Genomic DNA, 16,957 nt, shown 5'->3' on the forward strand with positions numbered 1-16,957 from the left:
TGTCCGGACCGCGCGGATCGTCGGGGCGGCTGGGGTTCCGCGATGAGCTTCGCGCCGGTCAGGTCCTCCGGGGTCAGCGGAGGTTCAGACCGCCGTCCAGGAGGACGACCTCGCCGGTCACGTAGTCGTTGCTGATCAGGGCGGTGATGAGGTCGGCCACGTCGGCGGGCGCAGCGGCGCGGCGCATGGGGCTGGACTCCTTCCACAACCGCTGGGCGTCGGTCCAGTCGGCGGTGAGTGGAGTGTCGACCAGGCCCGGTGCCACCGCGTTGACCCGGATCGCCGGGCCGAGGGCGGCGGCCAGCAGCTTCGTGACGTGGTTCAGGGCCGCCTTGCTGGTGGCGTACGCGATGGAACTGCCCTTTGGTCTTACCCCGGCATGGCTGGTGATGTTGATGATGCAGCCCCCGCTCTCGCGGAGTGACGGCGCGGCGGCCTGGCAGAGCAGCCAGGGCGCGATCAGGTTGACGTCGAGCAGGCGGCGCCAATCAGTAGCGGTCAGGCCGTCGAGGTCGGCGTGCGGGACCGGCCAGCTGATGCCCGCGTTGTTGATCAGGACGTCGAGGCGTCCGTGGCGTTCCAGCACCGCCGGGACCAGGGCGGATGCGGCAGTGTCGTCGGCGAGGTCGGCCTGGTGATAGCTCCCGCCGATCGAGGACGCCAGTGCGGTTCCGGCGGCCGTACTCGATCGGGAGTGGACCGCGACCGTGAAGCCGTCGGCCGCGAGCCGCCGGGCCGTCGCCGCGCCGATCCCGGAGGCGGAGCCCGTCACCAATGCCACTTTGTTCACGGACGAACAATAGGTTGCGGAACCGCCATAGCGTCGGAGGTGACCGGCTTCTTCGACCCGAGGAGGTCATCATGCGCATGTCGGTCATCGCAACTGTCCTCTGCATCACTCTCACCGCCTGCGGCGCCCCGGCTACGATGGCAGCAGCTCCCGCCGCGACGGCCACCCCTTACTGTGGCATCACCTGGGGCAGCACCGATAAGGCCGCCGGTGACGTCAGCACCGCCCCGCTGGTCTCGGTCTCCACCGGGCGGCATGATTGCTGGGACCGGATCGTCTTCGAGATGAACGGTACGGCTCAGGGCTACAACGTTCGCTACAGCGCTGAGGTGCTCACCGACGGTGAGGGCGTCGACCTCGTCCCGTACACCGCTGGCGGCGCCTTCCTCTGGGTGACGGTGCGCGCGCCCGCCTACGATCCGAGCGGGATCCCCACCATCGAGACCACGACCGGCGACCACGTGGTCACCGTGCTCCGCTACGACACGCTCCGCGACATGGTCTTCGGTGGCTCATTCGAGGGCTACACGACATTCGCGGTCGGCGTGCGGGCCCGCCTGCCGTTCCGCGTCCTGCTCCTGACCGGCCCTGGCACACACAGCCGGATCGTCGTCGACATCGCCCATCGCTGGTCATAGAAGTGATCGGCACCCCCACGTTCTCCCCGTGAAGCGAGGGGTGCCGACCTCCAGAATCACCACCAGGTCCAGTCGGCGCCGTGAGGAACCGGCGACTGGGGCGCTCGGCGGTGCCGACGTGCCGAGCCGATCGCCGAGCATTCCGGCGGCCGGGTCATCGCTGTCCATCGGGGCTGCGATCATCGATCTGACGGCGCGCTGCGGCAGCTCGATGATCGCGCGATGGATGGATGCAGCCGAGGCTGAGGCGATGTACCGAGGTCGCGAAGGGTCCGGGACGGCCTGGAGGATCGGGCCACGACGGGTGGCTGTGGGCCGGATGGCGCACGGAAAAGTGGAAAAGAGTGGAGCGAGCGGAGAAACGGCCGATAGGAGATCGGGTCGAAGAGCAGCCGGGAGGCGGAAGCAGGCGATGGGGGAGAGGGACGTCCTCGGGCACGGCAGCAGCCGGAACGATGATGCGTACGCGGCTGCTGAGGAGTGTGTGCGGCAGGCGTTCGGCGGGCGGGAGCCCACGGCGGACGACCTCGTGCTGGTTTTTCCCACCATTCATTACGATCCGCACCTCTTCTTCGCGGCGGCGCAGCGGGCGGCCGGAAACGCCCAGGTGGTCGGATGTACGGCCTATCGGAGCTTCACGTCGGACGCGAACCTCGTGCGCGGGGCGGTCGCCCTGTACGTACCCGCGGCGGACCTGAGGTTCGGGGTCGCGATCCGGGACGGCATCCACCGGGACGTCTTCGGGGCGGCGAAGGACGCGACGTCGGCGGCCCGCGAGCGCGCCGGCGGGGACGCGGGACATTCGGTGCTGATGGTGATCAGCGACGGGTTCGCCGGGGACCAGCGGGCAGTGGTGCGCGGGTGCTACACGGTGACCGGCGCGACGGTGCCGATGATCGGCGGGGCGGCCGCGGAGGACATCTCCATGATCGCTACCTACCAGTACGCGAACGGTCAGGTCACCACGAACGGCATGATCGCGGTCTGGATCAACTCGCCCCGCCCGCTCGGGATCGGGGTCGCGCACGGGTGGCATCCGATCGGGTCGCCGATGATCGTGACGCGGGCCGAGAAGAACGTCATCCACGAGCTGGACGGGCGTCCGGCGGTCGAGGCGTACTTCGCGCAGCGCGGCACCGACCTGCCGTCGCGGGTCCGCGACGGGCTGTGGGAGGAGCCGTTCGCGCGGGCGGCGCTCGGGCATCCGCTGGGGCTGGCCGACACCGTCGGGCGGTTCGACGGGCGGCACATCCTGGACCGGACTCCGGACGGCGCGCTGGTGATGTTCGGCCACGTCAGCGAGCACTCCGTGGTACAGGTGATGGCCGGCAACCATCAGGACCTCCTCGAGGCCTCGCGCCGGTCGGGAGCGGACGCGGCCGGGCAGCTGGACGGGCCGCCGCGCGGGGCGATCGTCTTCAGCTGCGCGGGGCGGGCCGGCCCGCTGGGGAAGGAGATCGAGGCCGAGGCCGTCTCGGTCGGCGAGGGGATGGGCGGCGCTCCCATCGGCGGCTTCTTCACGTACGGCGAGTTCGCGCGCGTCACCGGCTCGACCGGGTTCCACAACGCCACCGTGGTCACGTTGGCCCTCTGACCTCTTATGGGAGTCCACGACATGCAGGTTCTGAGCAGCACCGAGGCCGGCGTCGGCGATGAGGTGCAGCGGCTGCGCGCCGAGCTGATCGAGGAGCGGGTCGCGTCGGTACGGGCGCTGGCGAGGGCCACCCGGCTGTCGCAACTGATCACCGCACTCGGCCAGGTCGTCGACCTGACCGAGGTGTTCGACCGGGCGGTCTGCGAGGTCACCGAGCTGTTCGGGGCGGACATCGCGGTGCTCTTCACCCCGACCGCGGACGGTTTCCGCCCGGCCGCGTCGTGGGGTCTGGGCACGGCGCTCTCGGGGGATCTCCCCCTGCTGGACTGCACCCGCCGCCCCACCCGGGAATCGCCGGTGGTGGCCGGCCCGGTCGCGGACTTCGACGTGCCCGAGTGGCTGCGGGCCTACGGGCCGGTGCACATCACGTGGGGTCTCTTCAGCGTCCGCGACGAGCCGCCGGGCTATCTCGTGCTGGTCCGGCGCGCGGACACCCCGTTCGAGAACGCGGACGTGCACGAGCTGGCCGCGGTGGCGAGCCGGATCGCCCTGGCGGTGGACAACGGACGGTTGTACCGCCGTACGCAGGAACAACTGCAGCGGTCCCGCCAGCTGCACGAGGTGACCGCCGACCTGGCCCGGAGCGTGGACGTCGGCGCGGCCGCCCAGCGGCTGGCCGAGGCGCTGGTGGAGCACGTTCCGGTCGCGTCCGCCGGGGTCCACCTGGGCGGCGGAGTGGCCGGGAGTGCCGGGGAGGCGGGCGGCGACGAGCTCACGCTGAGCCTCGGCGGGGACGGTTCCAGTATCGGGACCGTGGTGGTGACCGGGGCGCCGGCGCAGGGCAGCCTCGCCCACGACTTCCTGGAGCACGTCGCCGAGGTGGGTGGCCTGGCCCTCGAGCGGGCACAGCTCTTCGAGCACATCCGGCGCCAGGCCGAGACCGACGCGCTGACCGGGCTGCCGAACCGTGCCCTGTTCATGGGCCGTCTCGCCGCCGCGATGGAGCGTTGTCGCGCCGAGGAGTCGGACCTGGCCGTGCTCTTCATGGACCTGGACGGGTTCAAGGCGGTCAACGACACCCACGGGCACGAGGCCGGTGACCTGCTGCTCATCGAGGTGGCCCGGCGGCTGACCGGTGCGGTCGGGGAGGCCGGCACCTGTGCGCGCCTCGGCGGCGACGAGTTCGTGGTGCTGCTGGAGCGGGGCGACGCCGTAGCGGTGGCGGACGGGATCCGCCGGGTGATGGACGAGCCGTTCGTGGTCGGCGGACTGCGGCTGCGGGCCGGTGGCAGCGTCGGCATCGGGACGGCCGCGACCAGCGGATACGACGCCGAGGCGCTGCTTCGCGACGCTGACACCGCGATGTACGCCGCGAAGCAGGCCCGCCGTCAGGAGGTGTAGGCCCCACGGCTGCCTCGTCTGCGATCGCGTTGCGTGTGTCATGGCGGCCAGTCTTCTCGCGCGGCGCCGGTTGCGAATCAGACCACGGGATGGTCCTGTCTCCACCCTGGGATATGGCGGACCGGTACCGGGGGTAGGGGGCGGCCGGAGCGGCTATGGTGTCCAGCATGGATGGTCGTCGATGTGATGCGACCGTGGTCATCCCGGCTCGTAACGCGGCCGGCGGGATAGACGCCCAGCTAGCCGCGCTGGCCGACCAGCGGTTCGACGGCACCTGGGAGGTCGTCGTTGCGGACAACGGCTCGACGGACGGGACCGGGACCGCGGCACTGCGCTGGACAGGCGTGCTGCCCGGCCTGCGGGTGGTCCGCGAGGAACGGCCCGGCGTGAACTTCGCCCGGAACGCCGGTGCCCGCGCCGCCCGGGGCCGGATCCTGGCGTTCTGTGACGCGGACGACGAGGCCACGCCGTCCTGGCTCGGCGAGCTCGTCGCGGCCTGTGCGAACGCGGACATCGCCGGGGGCTACCTCGACCCGACCGTGCTGAACAGCGCCCGCATGCAGGGATCCCGACCGGCCAATCCGCCCGACCGGCTGCCGCTCATCATGGGCTGGCTGCCGTACGCGACGGGCGCCTGCATGGCGATCCGTGCCGACGTGTTCGAGCAGCTCGGCGGCTTCGACGTGACCTATACGGGCGGTGGCGGAGACGACGTCGAATTCTGCTTGCGGGCGCAGCTGGCCGGGCATACGGTGGCCTTTGCCTGCAACGCCGTCGTCCACTATCGACTACGAGAGGGCCTCCGGCAGATCGCCCGCCAGCAGTTCGGGTATGGTCGAGCCGACGCCCGCCTCCTCCGCGATTTCCGCGTCCATGGACTGACCGTCAACACCACCCGCGAAGCGGTCCGCGAATGGTTCGCCCTGATCGTCGGTGCGACTGCCCTGCGCGATCCCGACCGTGCCGGGCTCTGGATGTGCGAGGCCGCGTGGCGGATCGGGCGCCTGCGCGGCAGCCTGGAACAACGAGTGTGGTGCCCGTGACCGGCGTCTGGCGTGAGAACGATCGGCGTCCTGACGTCCAGGCCGGTGAGGCCCGGTGCGGCGATCCCCGGCATGCCGGGGAGGAACGGCGCCGGCCGGCGGCTGCGATGCTGGTGGCCGCGGCGTCGCGACCGGTTCGCGCCTGCCTTTCGGGCGAGGACCTGGACTGGCTCGGTGGCGGCCGTTCGCTCTGCGTGGCTTTGGACCTGCACACGACCGTGACGCTAGCCGGAGCCGGAGCCGGAGCCGGAGCCGGAGCCGGAGCCGGAGCCGGAGCCGGAGCCGGAGCCGGAGCCGAGGGCGGCTGCGGGGACGGGGACGGGCTGCGGGGCGAAGGGCGGATGCCTGCCGGCCGCGGGATGTCGCCGGGCGAGGTAGGGGAAGCGCCGTGGGCTGAGGAGGTGTGGAGTTTTCTACGGGAGCGCGTCGAGGGGCTGGGTGACGCGCGGACGCCGGTTGCCGTCGCGAGTCAGGCGCCGATCGCCAGCGGGCTGTCCAGCTCGACCGCGCTGATCATGGCGATCTTCGATGTGTACGCGCCGCAGGTGGCCCGTCGTGAGCGGGTTCGGTGGGCGTACGAGTTCGAGTTCGCGTTCTGCAACGGCGGAGGCATGGATCAGCTGGCCATCGATCTCGGCGGGGTCACCTGCTTCGACGGGCGTGCCACCGGGCTGCCCGGAGTGGCCGGTCACGCCCCGTTCCCGGAGGAGTGGTCGCTGGTCGTCGTCGATTCGCGGGCGCCGAAGTCCACACCGGATCACATCCGGAATGTCCGTGCGCAACAGGCGCGGAACGATCCCGAGTTGGCCGCCTACGTCCGCCGTTGCGACGATGCCACCAGGGCGGCCTGGCAGGCGATCGGCCGTCGTGACCTGCCGGCACTGTCCGAGGCGATGACCGAGGCGCACCGGGCGATGCGTGATCACCAGCGCATGTCCACGTCGCTGCTGGAGCGCCTCCGCCTGCTCGCCCGCGACGCCACCGGCCTGGCGATGAAGCTGAGCGGCGCGGGCGGTGGCGGCGCGCTGGTCGGCGTCTGCCCCACCGTGGACGCCGCGTCGACGGCCGAGGCCATCCGGGACGCCTACCGGGTCGACGCGTCCGCCGCCGCCGTCTTGATCACCGCAGCCGCACCGCCATCCCATTCATAGGCGAGCCACTGCGCATACTGATGCAGCCGAAACCGCAGCTCAGGCGGCAGCACCGGCGGGTTCAGCGGCGGGTTCAGCGGCGGCGATTTCGGCGGCGGCTGAATGAGCGGCGGCGGCTGAATGAGTGGCGGCGGGTTCGGTGCCGGTGGGCTCAGTGGCGGCGGGTTCGGCGGTGACGTGATGAGTGGCGGCGGGTTCGGTGACCGCCGAGCGGCGGGGATCGATGGCGAGGCGCGGAGGTCCCGCACCGGCACAGGGCGCACCACGTCAGCGACGGCAAGGGCGAAATCTCCTATCTGGTACGCCGTGAGCCGCCCCACCAGAACTCCCCGCCCCAGCGCGTCGGCCGCCTCACGTACGTGCAGAGGGCGTACCAGCGCGGGCAGGGCATCCGTGATCAGGATCGGTCGTGAACGCAGCGCCTGCCACACCAGCGCCCCGATCACACCGTCCGGGCCGCACCCGGGGCCGTAGAGGTCGCCACTGAGCCCACGAGGATCGACCCCGTCCTCCGCGATGGTCACCCCGATCCCGCGTTCGGCGAGGTAGGCGGCGAGATGCGCGATCATCGCCGTACCTCCGGTCCGCAGTGGGACGGTGCGCCGCGGCTCGGACGGCGGGTGCAGTGCCGCGGCGCGACCGGCTTCTACGGCGAGAGCGGCCAACTCGGCGAGTTCCCGCAGTGCGTGTTCGCCGAGCGCCTGCCCCGGTCGCTGGCTGCCCCCGCCCGGCCCGATCGTGCGCAACGCCGCGTCGACCGTCCCCGTGGCCGCAGTAACGGGCGTGGGCGCGGGCGCAGTAACGGGCGTGGGCGCGGGCGCAGTAACGGGAACGGGAACGGGAACGGGAACGGGAACGGGAACGGGTACCCCGGGAACGGCCGCTCCTGGCGTGTCCTGTGCGGAATCGGTCTCCGGGACGGGCTGCTCGGGGATGACCGGGTCCGGCGTGTCCGGTACGGAATCGGTCGACGCCGGGGCGATCTGCGATGACGGGCCCGGAGCCTGGGAGAGCCGGGTATGGCGGGCCGCTACGCCCAGGGCGAACGCCGTGAGCCACACGTCGTCACGGCGTACTATGGAGGCGCCGAGCAGACGCAATTGCGCCTCGGTCTCCACATGCAACCATGTGCCGCCTGGTGTGCGCGTCAGGCACTGCGCTACCCCGTTCTTCAGGAACGGGACCAGCGGTGGCGGTTCGCGCATGATCCGGGGCGGGTCCTGGGGCGCGGTCGGCAGAAAGCATGCCGAGCGGCGCGGGCCACGGAACGCGTTGCCGGCGATGCTCGGGCCGTCCATGTGCTCGGCCAGGTTGGGCGCGGCGATCAGGCAGCGCACGCCCTCCGCGCGCAGGTGCCGCTGCATCAGGATGTCGTCCGGCCAGCCCGAGTCCTGCTGCTCGTGGGCCATCCGGGCGTAGGAGAGTGCTACCGCCCGGGGCAGCACCAACGCGGCGCATGGTGTGTACTCGCCGACCGCCGGGACCCAGTTGGCCCCGGTCAGGGCGCCGATCCGGACCATCGCGCCGTTCCGGGAGTCCCAGATGGCGAAGAGGGCCAGCGCGGCGTCGGGCGCGGCCGCGATGGCGTCCAGGATGCGGTCCCAGGCGCCGGACGCCAGCACCATGTCGTCCTGGAGCACCAGGTGATGGGTGCTCTCCGGCGGCACCGTGCTCCACGCGGCGATCGCCGTCCGGAGCACGGTCGGCGGGCCGTCCGGCTGCGGGTCGGCGACCACCCGTAGGAGGCCGGGTGGCCCCTGCGCCGCGGTCCGGGCACCCGCGTCGCCGCGCGCCGGATGGGTCAGCACCGAACCGTCGAGACGCCACGGCCCGCGCACGAGGGAAGCCGCGGGAGAAGGGAGGGGAGCCGTCGAAGAGGAGGGGGTCGAGGAGGAGGGGGTCGAGGAGGAGGGAGAGGACGACGGGGAAGGGGAGGGCGACAGGGAGGGCGACAGGGAAGGCGAAAGGGAGGGCGAGGACGTGGGGAGAGCCGCGGGGAAGGGCACGGGCGACGTCACGAGAGGCCGGCCCATCGGGACCAGGTGGCTACCGTGGACATGCCCTCGTCGAGGCGGATCGAGGGGTGGAAGCCCGTCGACGAGAGTCGTGTGCTGTCGACGCGGGTGAGGCGGCCGAAGAGTTCGCGGTCGCGTGGGGCCCAGGCCTCGCTGTCGGGGAGGTGGAGTCGTGGCAGGTTGAGCAGGTCGCGGTACCGGTCGTAGTAGTCGCCCCACGTCGTCGTCTCGGGGCCGGCGAGCAGGAGACGGCGGCCGTCCACCGCCGGGGCGGTGAGCAGGTGGGCCACCGCGCGGGCTACGTCGTGGACGTGGACCACGTCGCAGGTGCCGCCACCGCCGCCGGGCAGGCAGGTGTTGTCCTCGCGCAGGCGCCGCAGCGGGCGCACGGTCCATACCGGGCCGAACGGGCCGTACGCCGCGACCGGCTGCAGGCAGGTCACCTCGACCGGGCCGCCCGCGTGGTCGAGGATCAGGCGTTCGGCGGCGGCCTTCTGCGCGGCGTAGGACAGGTCACCGGGATCCGGGTCCAGCAGCGGCGACTGCTCGGTCAGCACCGGTTCGGCGCCGGGTCGGTACACGGCTGCGCTGCTCACGTGGACGACGCGCCGTACCCCGGCCTTGGTGGCCGCAACGATCGCCGCGGCGGTGCCGTCGACCGTCACGCTCCAGCGGTCCGCCGGTTCGCCCCGGCTGCCGTAGGCGGCGTGTACCACCACGTCGCAGCCCCGGAAGGCCTCCTCCAGAGCCGCGGCGTCCCTGGCGTCGGCGGTGGCGAACCGCAGGCGGTCCGGCGCGCGGTGGGCGAGTCTGACGCGGCCTTCCAGGGTACGCGTCACCGCCACGATCTCATGCGCCCCCGCGTCCAGCAGATGCTCGACCACGTGCGCTCCGATGAAGCCGCTGGCCCCCGTCACTGCTACCCGCCCGTCCAGAGCGGATCCCGAGCCGCGAGTCGAGCCGCGAGTCGAGCCGCCAACCGAGCCGCGTGCCCGGTCGAGGCCGACGTGCGCCACGAGAGGGAGCGAAGGGTTCGGCGCGGGCGGGGATGCCCGTCCCGGTTCAGAGAAGTGTCCCGGATCAGAGGAGCGGCCCGGATCAGAGGAGCGGCCCGGCGTGGCCGGGGATCGCGGCCCCGAGGACGGAGACCGGGAGGCTGGGCCCTGCGTCGCAGGCCGGGAGGCTGTGGACGCGGGGACGGGTTCCCAGGGGCGGTCGAGGCGGGCCGTGGGGCGGCAGCGGGCGATCAGGTCCACCGTGGCGCCCGCGTCGGTGAGCGTTGCCAGTTGCGGGATCCGTTCGCCCCGGAGCGCCCGTTCGAAGAGGACCAACTGCCGGCGGAAGAGGCCCGCCCGGGTCAGCAGGGCCGGATCCGTGGCCGGGATCGGCTCGGGGGGACGTTCGTCGATACGGTACCGGGCGGCCCGCTCGGTGCCGATGGTCAGCGTGCCGGCGGTGCCCTCGAAGACGACCCGGTTCTCCAGGTCGCGCAGGCGGCTCAGGGTCACCTCCACGTGCACGCCGCCGAAGGTGAGGCGTACCTCGGCCTCGGAGGCCGCGCCGCCGTCGCTGTTGTCCGCGTAGGAGCGCAGCTCGCCGCGGCCGTCGAGCCAGTACCCCAGCAGGTCGAGGATGTGCGGGCCGAGGTCGGCGAGGACGCCCCCGCCCGGGCCGGACGTGAAGGTGAACGGGCTGGTGGCGGGCCACGCGTACACCGCGCCCTCCCGCCACCGGACCCGGCGCAGGCGGCCCAGCCGTCCCGAGGCCAGCTGCCCGGCCACCCAGGGTGTCGCCGGGTAGAGCCGCCGTACGTGTGCCGGGACCACCAGCGCGCCGCCGGCCCGCAGCGGGGCGAGTTCGTCGACGGCGAGGGCGACCGGCTTCTCCAGCAGGACCGGCACTCCGGCGGCGGCCAGGCGACCGGCGATCGCGGTCTGTGTACCGGGGCCGGTGGCGACCAGTGCCGCGTCCACCCGCCCCGGGAGATCATCGACGCGGGAGTAGACTTCCACCGGATGGCCGAGCAGGTCCGCGACGGCGCGCAGCCGGGCCGGTTCACGGTCGACCAGCGCGGCTACCCGAAACGGCGGATCGGGGCTGAGCAGGGCCGGCAGGTGGCACAGCTCAGTGACGGCACCACAGCCGACGAGTGCGATCGTCCGCATCACCGCTCCTCGACGGGCCGGCCGAGGCGTGGTTCGCCGGCGGGGTGGCTGACCCAGACGCATGGCTCCCAGTAGGTGCCCCGGTCGGCGGTCCGGTCGATGAGCAGTGGGGCCAGGCCGTGCGGGAAGACGTACGAGCCGGACTCCGGGAAGGCCATGCCGGTCCACGTCTCCCACTCGTGGACGGTTCCCGTGATCATCGACGATCGGTGTGCGGGCGTGCCGAGGGTGCCTCCGAGGGTGACGTGTTTGCGGAGCCACGGGTCGAACGGCTCGCCCGTCTCGGTGGTCCAGGCGGCGTACCGGGAGATCGGGGTCAGTGGGTAGCGCTCCTTCCAGGTGGGACGCAGCGGTGCCACGAGGTGGCCGAAACCGGCGGAGGCGGCCAGGTCGCGGAGGGCGTCGAGCATCGTGACGGCGTACCGGCGGCCCTGGTGGGCGGGGGCGACCTCGATGCCGAGCGCGCAGAGCACGGTGGGCGCCTCCCCGGAGAACCCGGCGACTATCGCGTCGTCGATACCGGGCAGCGCGTCGCCCCCGCCGTCCACGGAGACGGAGGCCCCGGCCTCGGAGATGGAGATGAGGGGAGAGACGGAGGGCCCGGCGCCGGAAGCGGAGACGGAAGGGAATGAATCGGTGGGAGGGGAATCGGTCGGAGGGGAGGCGGCGGGAGGGGAGACAGCCGGGAAGGAGACAGCCGGGAAGGCCGGGATCGGGAGGGAACGGGCGACGGCGAGGACGTCGTCGCCTTCGATCAGGGCGAGCTGGAAGGCGCCGAACTCCGCGAACAGGCGTTTCCAGTATCCGGCCATCACGTCGCCGTGCAGGTTGTACTCGGGGAGGATCCCGTCGAAGAGAGACGGGATCCGGTCCCAGACCTCGGGGCGGGACGCGTGACTGACCATGTTCATGCGGTGGGCTCCACGGTGAAGGCCGGCCCGTCGCAGCCGCTCACGCGGAGGGGGCCGAGCGGGGGATAGGCGGCCAGGGCGGACCGGATCAGATCAGCGTCGGCGAGGATCTCGGCGCGCGGGCGGGACCGGATCCGCATGTGGCCGTGGTGGGCCTCGGAGAAGACGTTCCGGCCGTGGTACGTGTACATGTACAGGTGTCCCCGGCCGGCGAGATGCTGGACCGGTACCGCGGCGTGCAGGTCGAGCAGGAGCTGCCAGTCCTCGCCGCGGTGCTCGTACCGGCCCGTCGTCGGGTAGCGGAACCGGCCGTCACGGGTCATCAGCATCGTGGTCGGCAACACGGGATAGTCGCTGACCGGCGGCCGATTCCAGTCGATCCAGTGCAGATCGTGTTGCGGGGCGAAGAGCTGAAAATGATCAGTGAAGAAGGAGCTGTGCGCGCCCGCCTCCCGAAGAGCGGCGATCTGCACCGCGAGCCGGTCGGGGTGGCTCAGGTCGTCGTCGTCCCAGACGCAGACCAGGTCGCCGTGGGCCGCGTCGAGGGAGAGGTTGCGCAGCGCGCCGAGTCGCAGCGCCGGGTCAGCCTCGACGAGGAGAGCGCGATGGACGCCGTACGCCCGCAGGGAACTTCGCAGTTGAACGGTGTAATCGGGGCCGCCCTGCGAGACGATGATCAGCTCTCGGGCCGGGTAGCGCTGGGCCGCGAAGCAGCGGATCGCGCGGTCGGCGAGCGCGGGCCGGTCCCGGGTGACCATCAGGCAGCTGACCGTCGGCGTCATGGCGCCTGGACCGCCCAGACGATCGCGGCGGGAACGTCCTTCCAGGCCGCGAGGGACGCGTCGGCGATCCGTTCCTCGTAACCGCCGGGCGGCAGCGGGCCGGCGAAGAGCGGCTCCCGGCAGGCGCGGACGACCAGGTCCTGCTCGGCGAAGGCCGCGAGGTAGTCGCCGGCGAGGTGCACGTGGTACGGCATGAACCCGAGCCCGCCCCCGGGACGGACGAACATCGCCGGGCCCTGCAGCAGCGTCATGAACGGGTGCGGATCGGTGACGATCAGGTGCCCGCCGGGGGCGAGGACCCGGCGCAGTTCGGCGACGGCCGGGCCGAGTTCGGCGACGTGCGCGAGTGCCAGACCGCAGACGACCAGGTCGACCGCGGCGTCCGGCAGGGGCAGCTTCTCCAGCGAACCCGTCTCGAAGTGGGCGCCGGGCACCTTCTCGATCGCCTTGGCGAGCATCTGCGGCGACTGGTCGACGCCGACGACGTCGTGGCCGAGCGCGTGCAGCCGGGCCGCGTGCCGGCCGGTGCCGCAGGCCGCGTCGAGCGCCCGGCCCGGCGGCAGGCCGGCGAGGAGCGCGGCGACCGCGGGCTCCTCGGCGGCGATCACGAAGTTCGGCAGCGTGTCGTAGCGGGCTGCCCAGACCGCGTACCCGTCGGCGGGGGTGAGCTCGGTGAGCGGCTTGCCGGCGGGCAGTCCCTCGGAGGTGGGGTCGGTGAGGTGGCGCAGCTCGGCGACGCGGGCGTCCAGGAACGCGTCGTCGGCGGTGGTCGCGGTCCGCAGCAGGGCCAGGCCCTCGATCCCCATCATCAGTTCACGCATCCGGGCGCGGTGCGGCATCTCCGGCACTCCTTCGGCTATCAATTAATCTATGAGTGTCGATGAAATCGAGGGCTACTTCGGCCGCGGGAGCCTGCACGTCTCGACCACCGCGCCGCGGTTCCGGGTGGACCTCTTCCGGCTCGGCGCCGAGCCCCGGTACGCGGGCAGTACCCCCTGGCTGCCAGGACAGCACAAACCCCGGCCGATGGCCGACGGTCGCGCGGATCCCTCGGTGGACTGGGGCTGGCCGGCGTACCCGTTCACCCCGCCGGGTGAACCCGGCCTGTACGTGGCGTTCTTCGAGACCGAGGACGTGCCGCCCGTGCTCAAGCCACTGAAGGGGTTCCGCCGGGACAGCCTGGTCGTGCGACCGGAACGGCCGGCGAACCGGATCCTCTACAAGATCTCGACCTTCACCCGGTACGCCTACAACCGGGGTGACGGCGCGAGCTTCACGAACGGGGCCAGCCTCTACGACGACCCGGTGTACCTCCCGGGGCAGGGGCACAAGGTGAGCTTCCGGCGGGCCGGCGGGATCGACTTCCTGGCGTACTGGGACGCGCCGTTCCTGGCCTGGCTGGAGCGGAACGGGTACGGCGTGGACCTCTGCACCGACCTGGACCTGCACGAGGACCCGGGACTGCTGGACGGGTACCGGCTGATGCTCAGCGTCGGGCACGACGAGTACTGGAGCGCGGAGATGCGCGCGGCGACGGAGGGCTTCGTGCGCAACGGTGGCAACGTGGCGTTCCTGAGCGGCAACACCTGCTGGTGGCGGGTTCGCGTGGTCGACGGCGGGACCGCGTTCGTGTCCGACACCGATCACCGGGTCGGCGACGTCTACCCTCGGCTGCCCGCGCCGGACCTGTGGTGGGAGATCGCGCCGGAGAACGCGCTGACCGGGGTCAGCTTCCGCAACGGCGGGATGTGGCCGGGTGGCTGGCCCGGTGACCGGCCACGGACCGGGTACACCGTGCAGCACGCCGATCACTGGGTCTTCGCGGGCACCGGGCTGCGGGACGGGGACCGGCTCGGCGAGGGCACCCCGCTGATCGGGTACGAGTGCGATGGCGCCGCCTTCGTCCGCGACCGGCACGGCGTGGCCCGGCCGAGCGGGGCCGACGGGACACCGGCGGACTTCGCGATCCTCGGCATCGCGGAGCTGACCCCGGTCCATGACGACTTTCACCACCTGCGGGCGGGCCACTGGAACTGCCCGGACCGGGAGACGGACGGACCGCGGGCGGCGACCATGGGCGTACACGAGAAGGGGTTGGGAACGATCTTCACCGCAGCCTCCACGGACTGGCCGGTGGTCGTCGCGAGCGGCGCGGCACCCCTGGTCGAGCAGGTGACCCGCAACGTCCTGGACCGGTTCGGCGGGTGAGGCATCAGAACCGTCCGCAGCGGCGCGGGAAGTAGTCCTCCATGACGCCCTCGCGCCAGATGTCCACGGTGGCGCAGTGCAGGCCGCCGCCGAACGGTCCGACCGCGCGGAACGGGACCGGCACCACCTCCATGCCGAGCCCGTTCAGCTGGTCGGCGAGCCTGACCTCCTCGGCCTCGACGCAGACCGTACCGGGATCGAGGTTGAGGATGTTGACCGCGAGCCACGGGCTGCAGAACGACAACCGGGGGTAGTGCTTCCAGCTGGCCGGCTGCACCGCCTCGACCACCTGCCAGTCGTTGACCTCGAAGTACTTCACCAGCTCCGGGTCGGCCAGGCGCTCGCCGGCGTGCAGCACCAGGCCGGGCCGGAGCGGTACCCAGGTCGCGTCGATGTGCAGCGGATGGGTGTTGGTGAACGTCACCGGGTGCACGCGGTGCTCCGGGAAGTGCCGGCGCAGCCAGTCCACGCCCTTGCGGTTGGTGACCAGCGACAGCTGGACGAAGAGGTCCCGGCCGAACCGGGCGATGTCGGCGGCGTCGAAGAGCGGCTCCTCCTCGGTGAGCACCAGTTCGTGCGCGGCGACCCGGGCCAGCTGCTCGGTCTTCGGCACCGTCCGGTACTCGTCCCAGAAGCCCGGCACGAAGCTGGCGTCGGTGAGCCGGGGTTTCGGGGCGGTCTCCCAGCGCATCTCCGGGTCCGCCGCGAAGAGCTCCTGCAGCACCGGGCGGTAGCAGAGGTACTCGAACCAGCGGCTGCGGTAGCACATGGTGGCCTCGAGGATCTCGGTGCCGACGGTGATCAGCACGTCCCGCGGCGGCATGCAGCCGAACCCGGTGGGATGCTCCCAGTCCGGCGTGGCGACCGTACGGGAGAAGTCGATCGGGGTCGGCCGGCAGACGTCGATGCCGCGGGCGGTGAGCATGGCGGCGAACGCGTCCAGCTGCTCGTTCGCGGCGGCGGTCATCTCCTCCGGCATCGGCCCGTAGGTCCCGAGCGGGAAACCGTCGTCCGGGAAGTCACGCTGGACGGCCGGCTCCGGCGCCTGCACCATCGTGCCGTCCGCGCGCCCGACCAGCACGTACCGCAGCGGATCCCAGCCGTTCCACGAGTTCACTCGCATGGCGTCCCTCTCACAGGAAAAGGTCAAGATCGTTTTCGAGTACGGGCCGGCCGCGCCCGGCGGCGATCTCGTGCAGCTCGAGGTTGGAGGTGTGCCGCGCGCAGTGGAACCGGCAGTCGCGGGACGGGTCGACGATGCCCCGGTCGGAGCGCCGCCAGAGCTCCGGCAGTGGCTCGGTCACCGCGTCGCCGAGCCGGGCCGCCGGATTGCCCCGGTGGTAGGGGCAGACGTAGACGCCGGACGGGGTGACCAGCGTGCGCAGTTCGGTCACGCCGCACCGGTGGTACTCCTTGGGCTGCACCGGCCCGTCCCGCCGCTGGATGGAGTCCATTGTGGACGAATTGATCACCTCGAAGCCGTCCCGGGCCAGCAGCCGGGCCGCCTCGATCTGCCCGGAGACCTCGCGCAGGATCTCCGGGCGCAGCGCGATCAGGTGGTGCGCGTCGTCGAAGAGCGCCTTCACCTCGAAGAAGTCGCAGCCGATGTCCCGGGCCAGCTCGGCGGCGGCCAGGATCTCGCCGTGGTTCCCCTCGACCGTGCCGTCCGGGCCGCCGCGCACGATCACCAGGAACGAGTAGCCGAGCGCGCCGGTCTTCACCTCGGCCAGCTTGCGCATGTTGCCGATCACCCGGTCGAACGCGCTGCCGCCCCGCCGATCGGGCCGGACCAGCCGGAACGTCCCGGGCGTGGCGGCGTCGACCGAGACCCGGACCCAGGACGCGTACGCGGACAGCTCGTCGAGGTTGTGGTCGATCATCGTGCCGTTGGTGACCACCCCGACCGCGACGCCGGCCGCACCGAGCGTGGCGATCACCCTCTTCGTGCCGCGGTGCGCGAGCGGCTCGCCGCCGCCGATCAGGATGACCGCCTTGACGCCGAGTTCCACCAGCTCCCCGGCGAGCGCGGCGAGCCGCTCGGGCGAGAAGCGGCCCTGGTTGAGTAGCTTGCCGCTGATGCATTCCGGACAGGCCAGGTCGCAAAAGGTGGTGGGATCGAGGTCCACCACGAGTGGGCCGGCCGACCGTTCCCCGTTCGCGACCCCGGCGACCACCGGAAAGACCCCGGGCTGGTAGAGCTTGGCCGCCAGGTCCATCCGGTCAATGGTCACGATGGTTCCACCCTTCACCGAACGGCGA

The 16,957-nt window shown here is 72.0% G+C and carries 14 protein-coding genes; 6 read left to right on the forward strand and 8 right to left on the reverse strand.

All coding sequences use genetic code 11. The features are described 5' to 3' along the window. Positions 1–73: 73 nt before the first annotated feature. Positions 74–772, reverse strand: coding sequence for an SDR family oxidoreductase (locus AB0M08_RS20140; RefSeq protein ID WP_364495114.1), 699 nt, complete (start codon positions 770–772; stop codon positions 74–76). Between the two features lie 89 nt (positions 773–861). Between AB0M08_RS20140 and AB0M08_RS20145 the strand changes: the two genes are divergently transcribed. The 5 genes from AB0M08_RS20145 (at position 862) to AB0M08_RS20165 (ending at position 6,617) form a co-directional block, all read left to right on the forward strand. Continuing rightward, the gene (locus AB0M08_RS20145; protein WP_364495117.1) at positions 862–1,428 is read left to right on the forward strand and encodes a hypothetical protein; all 567 of its coding nucleotides are present in this window, start codon (positions 862–864) and stop codon (positions 1,426–1,428) included. A 412-nt stretch (positions 1,429–1,840) separates the two neighbouring features. Next, on the forward strand, positions 1,841–3,022 hold the full coding sequence (locus AB0M08_RS20150; protein WP_364495119.1) for an FIST N-terminal domain-containing protein: 1,182 nt from the start codon (positions 1,841–1,843) through the stop codon (positions 3,020–3,022). A gap of 21 nt (positions 3,023–3,043) precedes the next feature. Further along, entirely contained in the window at positions 3,044–4,423 is a 1,380-nt protein-coding gene (locus AB0M08_RS20155) for a GGDEF domain-containing protein (protein ID WP_364495121.1), read from the forward strand. Between the two features lie 167 nt (positions 4,424–4,590). Then, a complete protein-coding gene (locus tag AB0M08_RS20160) occupies positions 4,591–5,466 on the forward strand; it encodes a glycosyltransferase (protein ID WP_364495124.1) in 876 nt (291 codons plus the stop codon). Between the two features lie 401 nt (positions 5,467–5,867). Further along, positions 5,868–6,617 carry a hypothetical protein gene (locus AB0M08_RS20165; protein WP_364495126.1) on the forward strand — a complete coding sequence of 250 codons (750 nt, stop codon included), beginning with the start codon at positions 5,868–5,870 and terminating at the stop codon, positions 6,615–6,617. On the opposite strand, the gene AB0M08_RS20170 is transcribed toward AB0M08_RS20165, so the two are convergent. The 5 genes from AB0M08_RS20170 to AB0M08_RS20190 all read right to left on the reverse strand — a co-directional run bounded on the left by AB0M08_RS20170 (position 6,551) and on the right by AB0M08_RS20190 (position 13,329). Next, on the reverse strand, positions 6,551–8,455 hold the full coding sequence (locus AB0M08_RS20170) for a hypothetical protein (protein ID WP_364495129.1): 1,905 nt from the start codon (positions 8,453–8,455) through the stop codon (positions 6,551–6,553). The two genes, AB0M08_RS20165 and AB0M08_RS20170, sit on opposite strands and share 67 nt — an antisense overlap. Positions 8,456–8,631: 176 nt before the next feature. Next, positions 8,632–10,797, reverse strand: coding sequence for an NAD-dependent epimerase/dehydratase family protein (locus AB0M08_RS20175; protein WP_364495131.1), 2,166 nt, complete (start codon positions 10,795–10,797; stop codon positions 8,632–8,634). Further along, positions 10,797–11,708 carry a hypothetical protein gene (locus tag AB0M08_RS20180; RefSeq protein ID WP_364495134.1) on the reverse strand — a complete coding sequence of 304 codons (912 nt, stop codon included), beginning with the start codon at positions 11,706–11,708 and terminating at the stop codon, positions 10,797–10,799. The genes AB0M08_RS20175 and AB0M08_RS20180 overlap by 1 nt, the downstream gene beginning before the upstream one ends. Continuing rightward, positions 11,705–12,490: a glycosyltransferase family 2 protein gene (locus AB0M08_RS20185; RefSeq protein ID WP_364495136.1), complete on the reverse strand. Its 786-nt coding sequence runs from the start codon at positions 12,488–12,490 to the stop codon at positions 11,705–11,707. The genes AB0M08_RS20180 and AB0M08_RS20185 overlap by 4 nt, the downstream gene beginning before the upstream one ends. After that, the gene (locus tag AB0M08_RS20190; RefSeq protein WP_364495139.1) at positions 12,487–13,329 is read right to left on the reverse strand and encodes a methyltransferase domain-containing protein; all 843 of its coding nucleotides are present in this window, start codon (positions 13,327–13,329) and stop codon (positions 12,487–12,489) included. Before AB0M08_RS20190 ends, AB0M08_RS20185 begins: the two co-directional genes overlap by 4 nt. 31 nt (positions 13,330–13,360) lie before the next feature. Between AB0M08_RS20190 and AB0M08_RS20195 the strand changes: the two genes are divergently transcribed. Beyond that, positions 13,361–14,698, forward strand: coding sequence for a N,N-dimethylformamidase beta subunit family domain-containing protein (locus AB0M08_RS20195; protein WP_364495142.1), 1,338 nt, complete (start codon positions 13,361–13,363; stop codon positions 14,696–14,698). Positions 14,699–14,702: 4 nt separating this feature from the next. On the opposite strand, the gene AB0M08_RS20200 is transcribed toward AB0M08_RS20195, so the two are convergent. Next, the gene (locus tag AB0M08_RS20200; protein ID WP_364495145.1) at positions 14,703–15,821 is read right to left on the reverse strand and encodes a serine/threonine protein kinase; all 1,119 of its coding nucleotides are present in this window, start codon (positions 15,819–15,821) and stop codon (positions 14,703–14,705) included. 10 nt (positions 15,822–15,831) lie between these two features. Then, positions 15,832–16,929, reverse strand: coding sequence for a radical SAM protein (locus AB0M08_RS20205; RefSeq protein WP_364495148.1), 1,098 nt, complete (start codon positions 16,927–16,929; stop codon positions 15,832–15,834). Positions 16,930–16,957 lie beyond the last annotated feature (28 nt).

The organism is Actinoplanes sp. NPDC051851, from assembly GCF_040681165.1.
Classification (GTDB): Bacteria; Actinomycetota; Actinomycetes; order Mycobacteriales; family Micromonosporaceae; genus Actinoplanes.

Coding starts and splice junctions, on each gene's coding strand:
- AB0M08_RS20145 (WP_364495117.1), top strand. CDS start 862: ATGCGCATGTCGGTCATCGCAACTGTCCTCTGCATCACTCTCACCGCC.
- AB0M08_RS20150 (WP_364495119.1), top strand. CDS start 1,841: ATGGGGGAGAGGGACGTCCTCGGGCACGGCAGCAGCCGGAACGATGAT.
- AB0M08_RS20155 (WP_364495121.1), top strand. CDS start 3,044: ATGCAGGTTCTGAGCAGCACCGAGGCCGGCGTCGGCGATGAGGTGCAG.
- AB0M08_RS20160 (WP_364495124.1), top strand. CDS start 4,591: ATGGATGGTCGTCGATGTGATGCGACCGTGGTCATCCCGGCTCGTAAC.
- AB0M08_RS20175 (WP_364495131.1), bottom strand. CDS start 10,797: ATGCGGACGATCGCACTCGTCGGCTGTGGTGCCGTCACTGAGCTGTGC.
- AB0M08_RS20180 (WP_364495134.1), bottom strand. CDS start 11,708: ATGAACATGGTCAGTCACGCGTCCCGCCCCGAGGTCTGGGACCGGATC.
- AB0M08_RS20185 (WP_364495136.1), bottom strand. CDS start 12,490: ATGACGCCGACGGTCAGCTGCCTGATGGTCACCCGGGACCGGCCCGCG.
- AB0M08_RS20190 (WP_364495139.1), bottom strand. CDS start 13,329: ATGCCGCACCGCGCCCGGATGCGTGAACTGATGATGGGGATCGAGGGC.
- AB0M08_RS20195 (WP_364495142.1), top strand. CDS start 13,361: ATGAGTGTCGATGAAATCGAGGGCTACTTCGGCCGCGGGAGCCTGCAC.
- AB0M08_RS20200 (WP_364495145.1), bottom strand. CDS start 15,821: ATGCGAGTGAACTCGTGGAACGGCTGGGATCCGCTGCGGTACGTGCTG.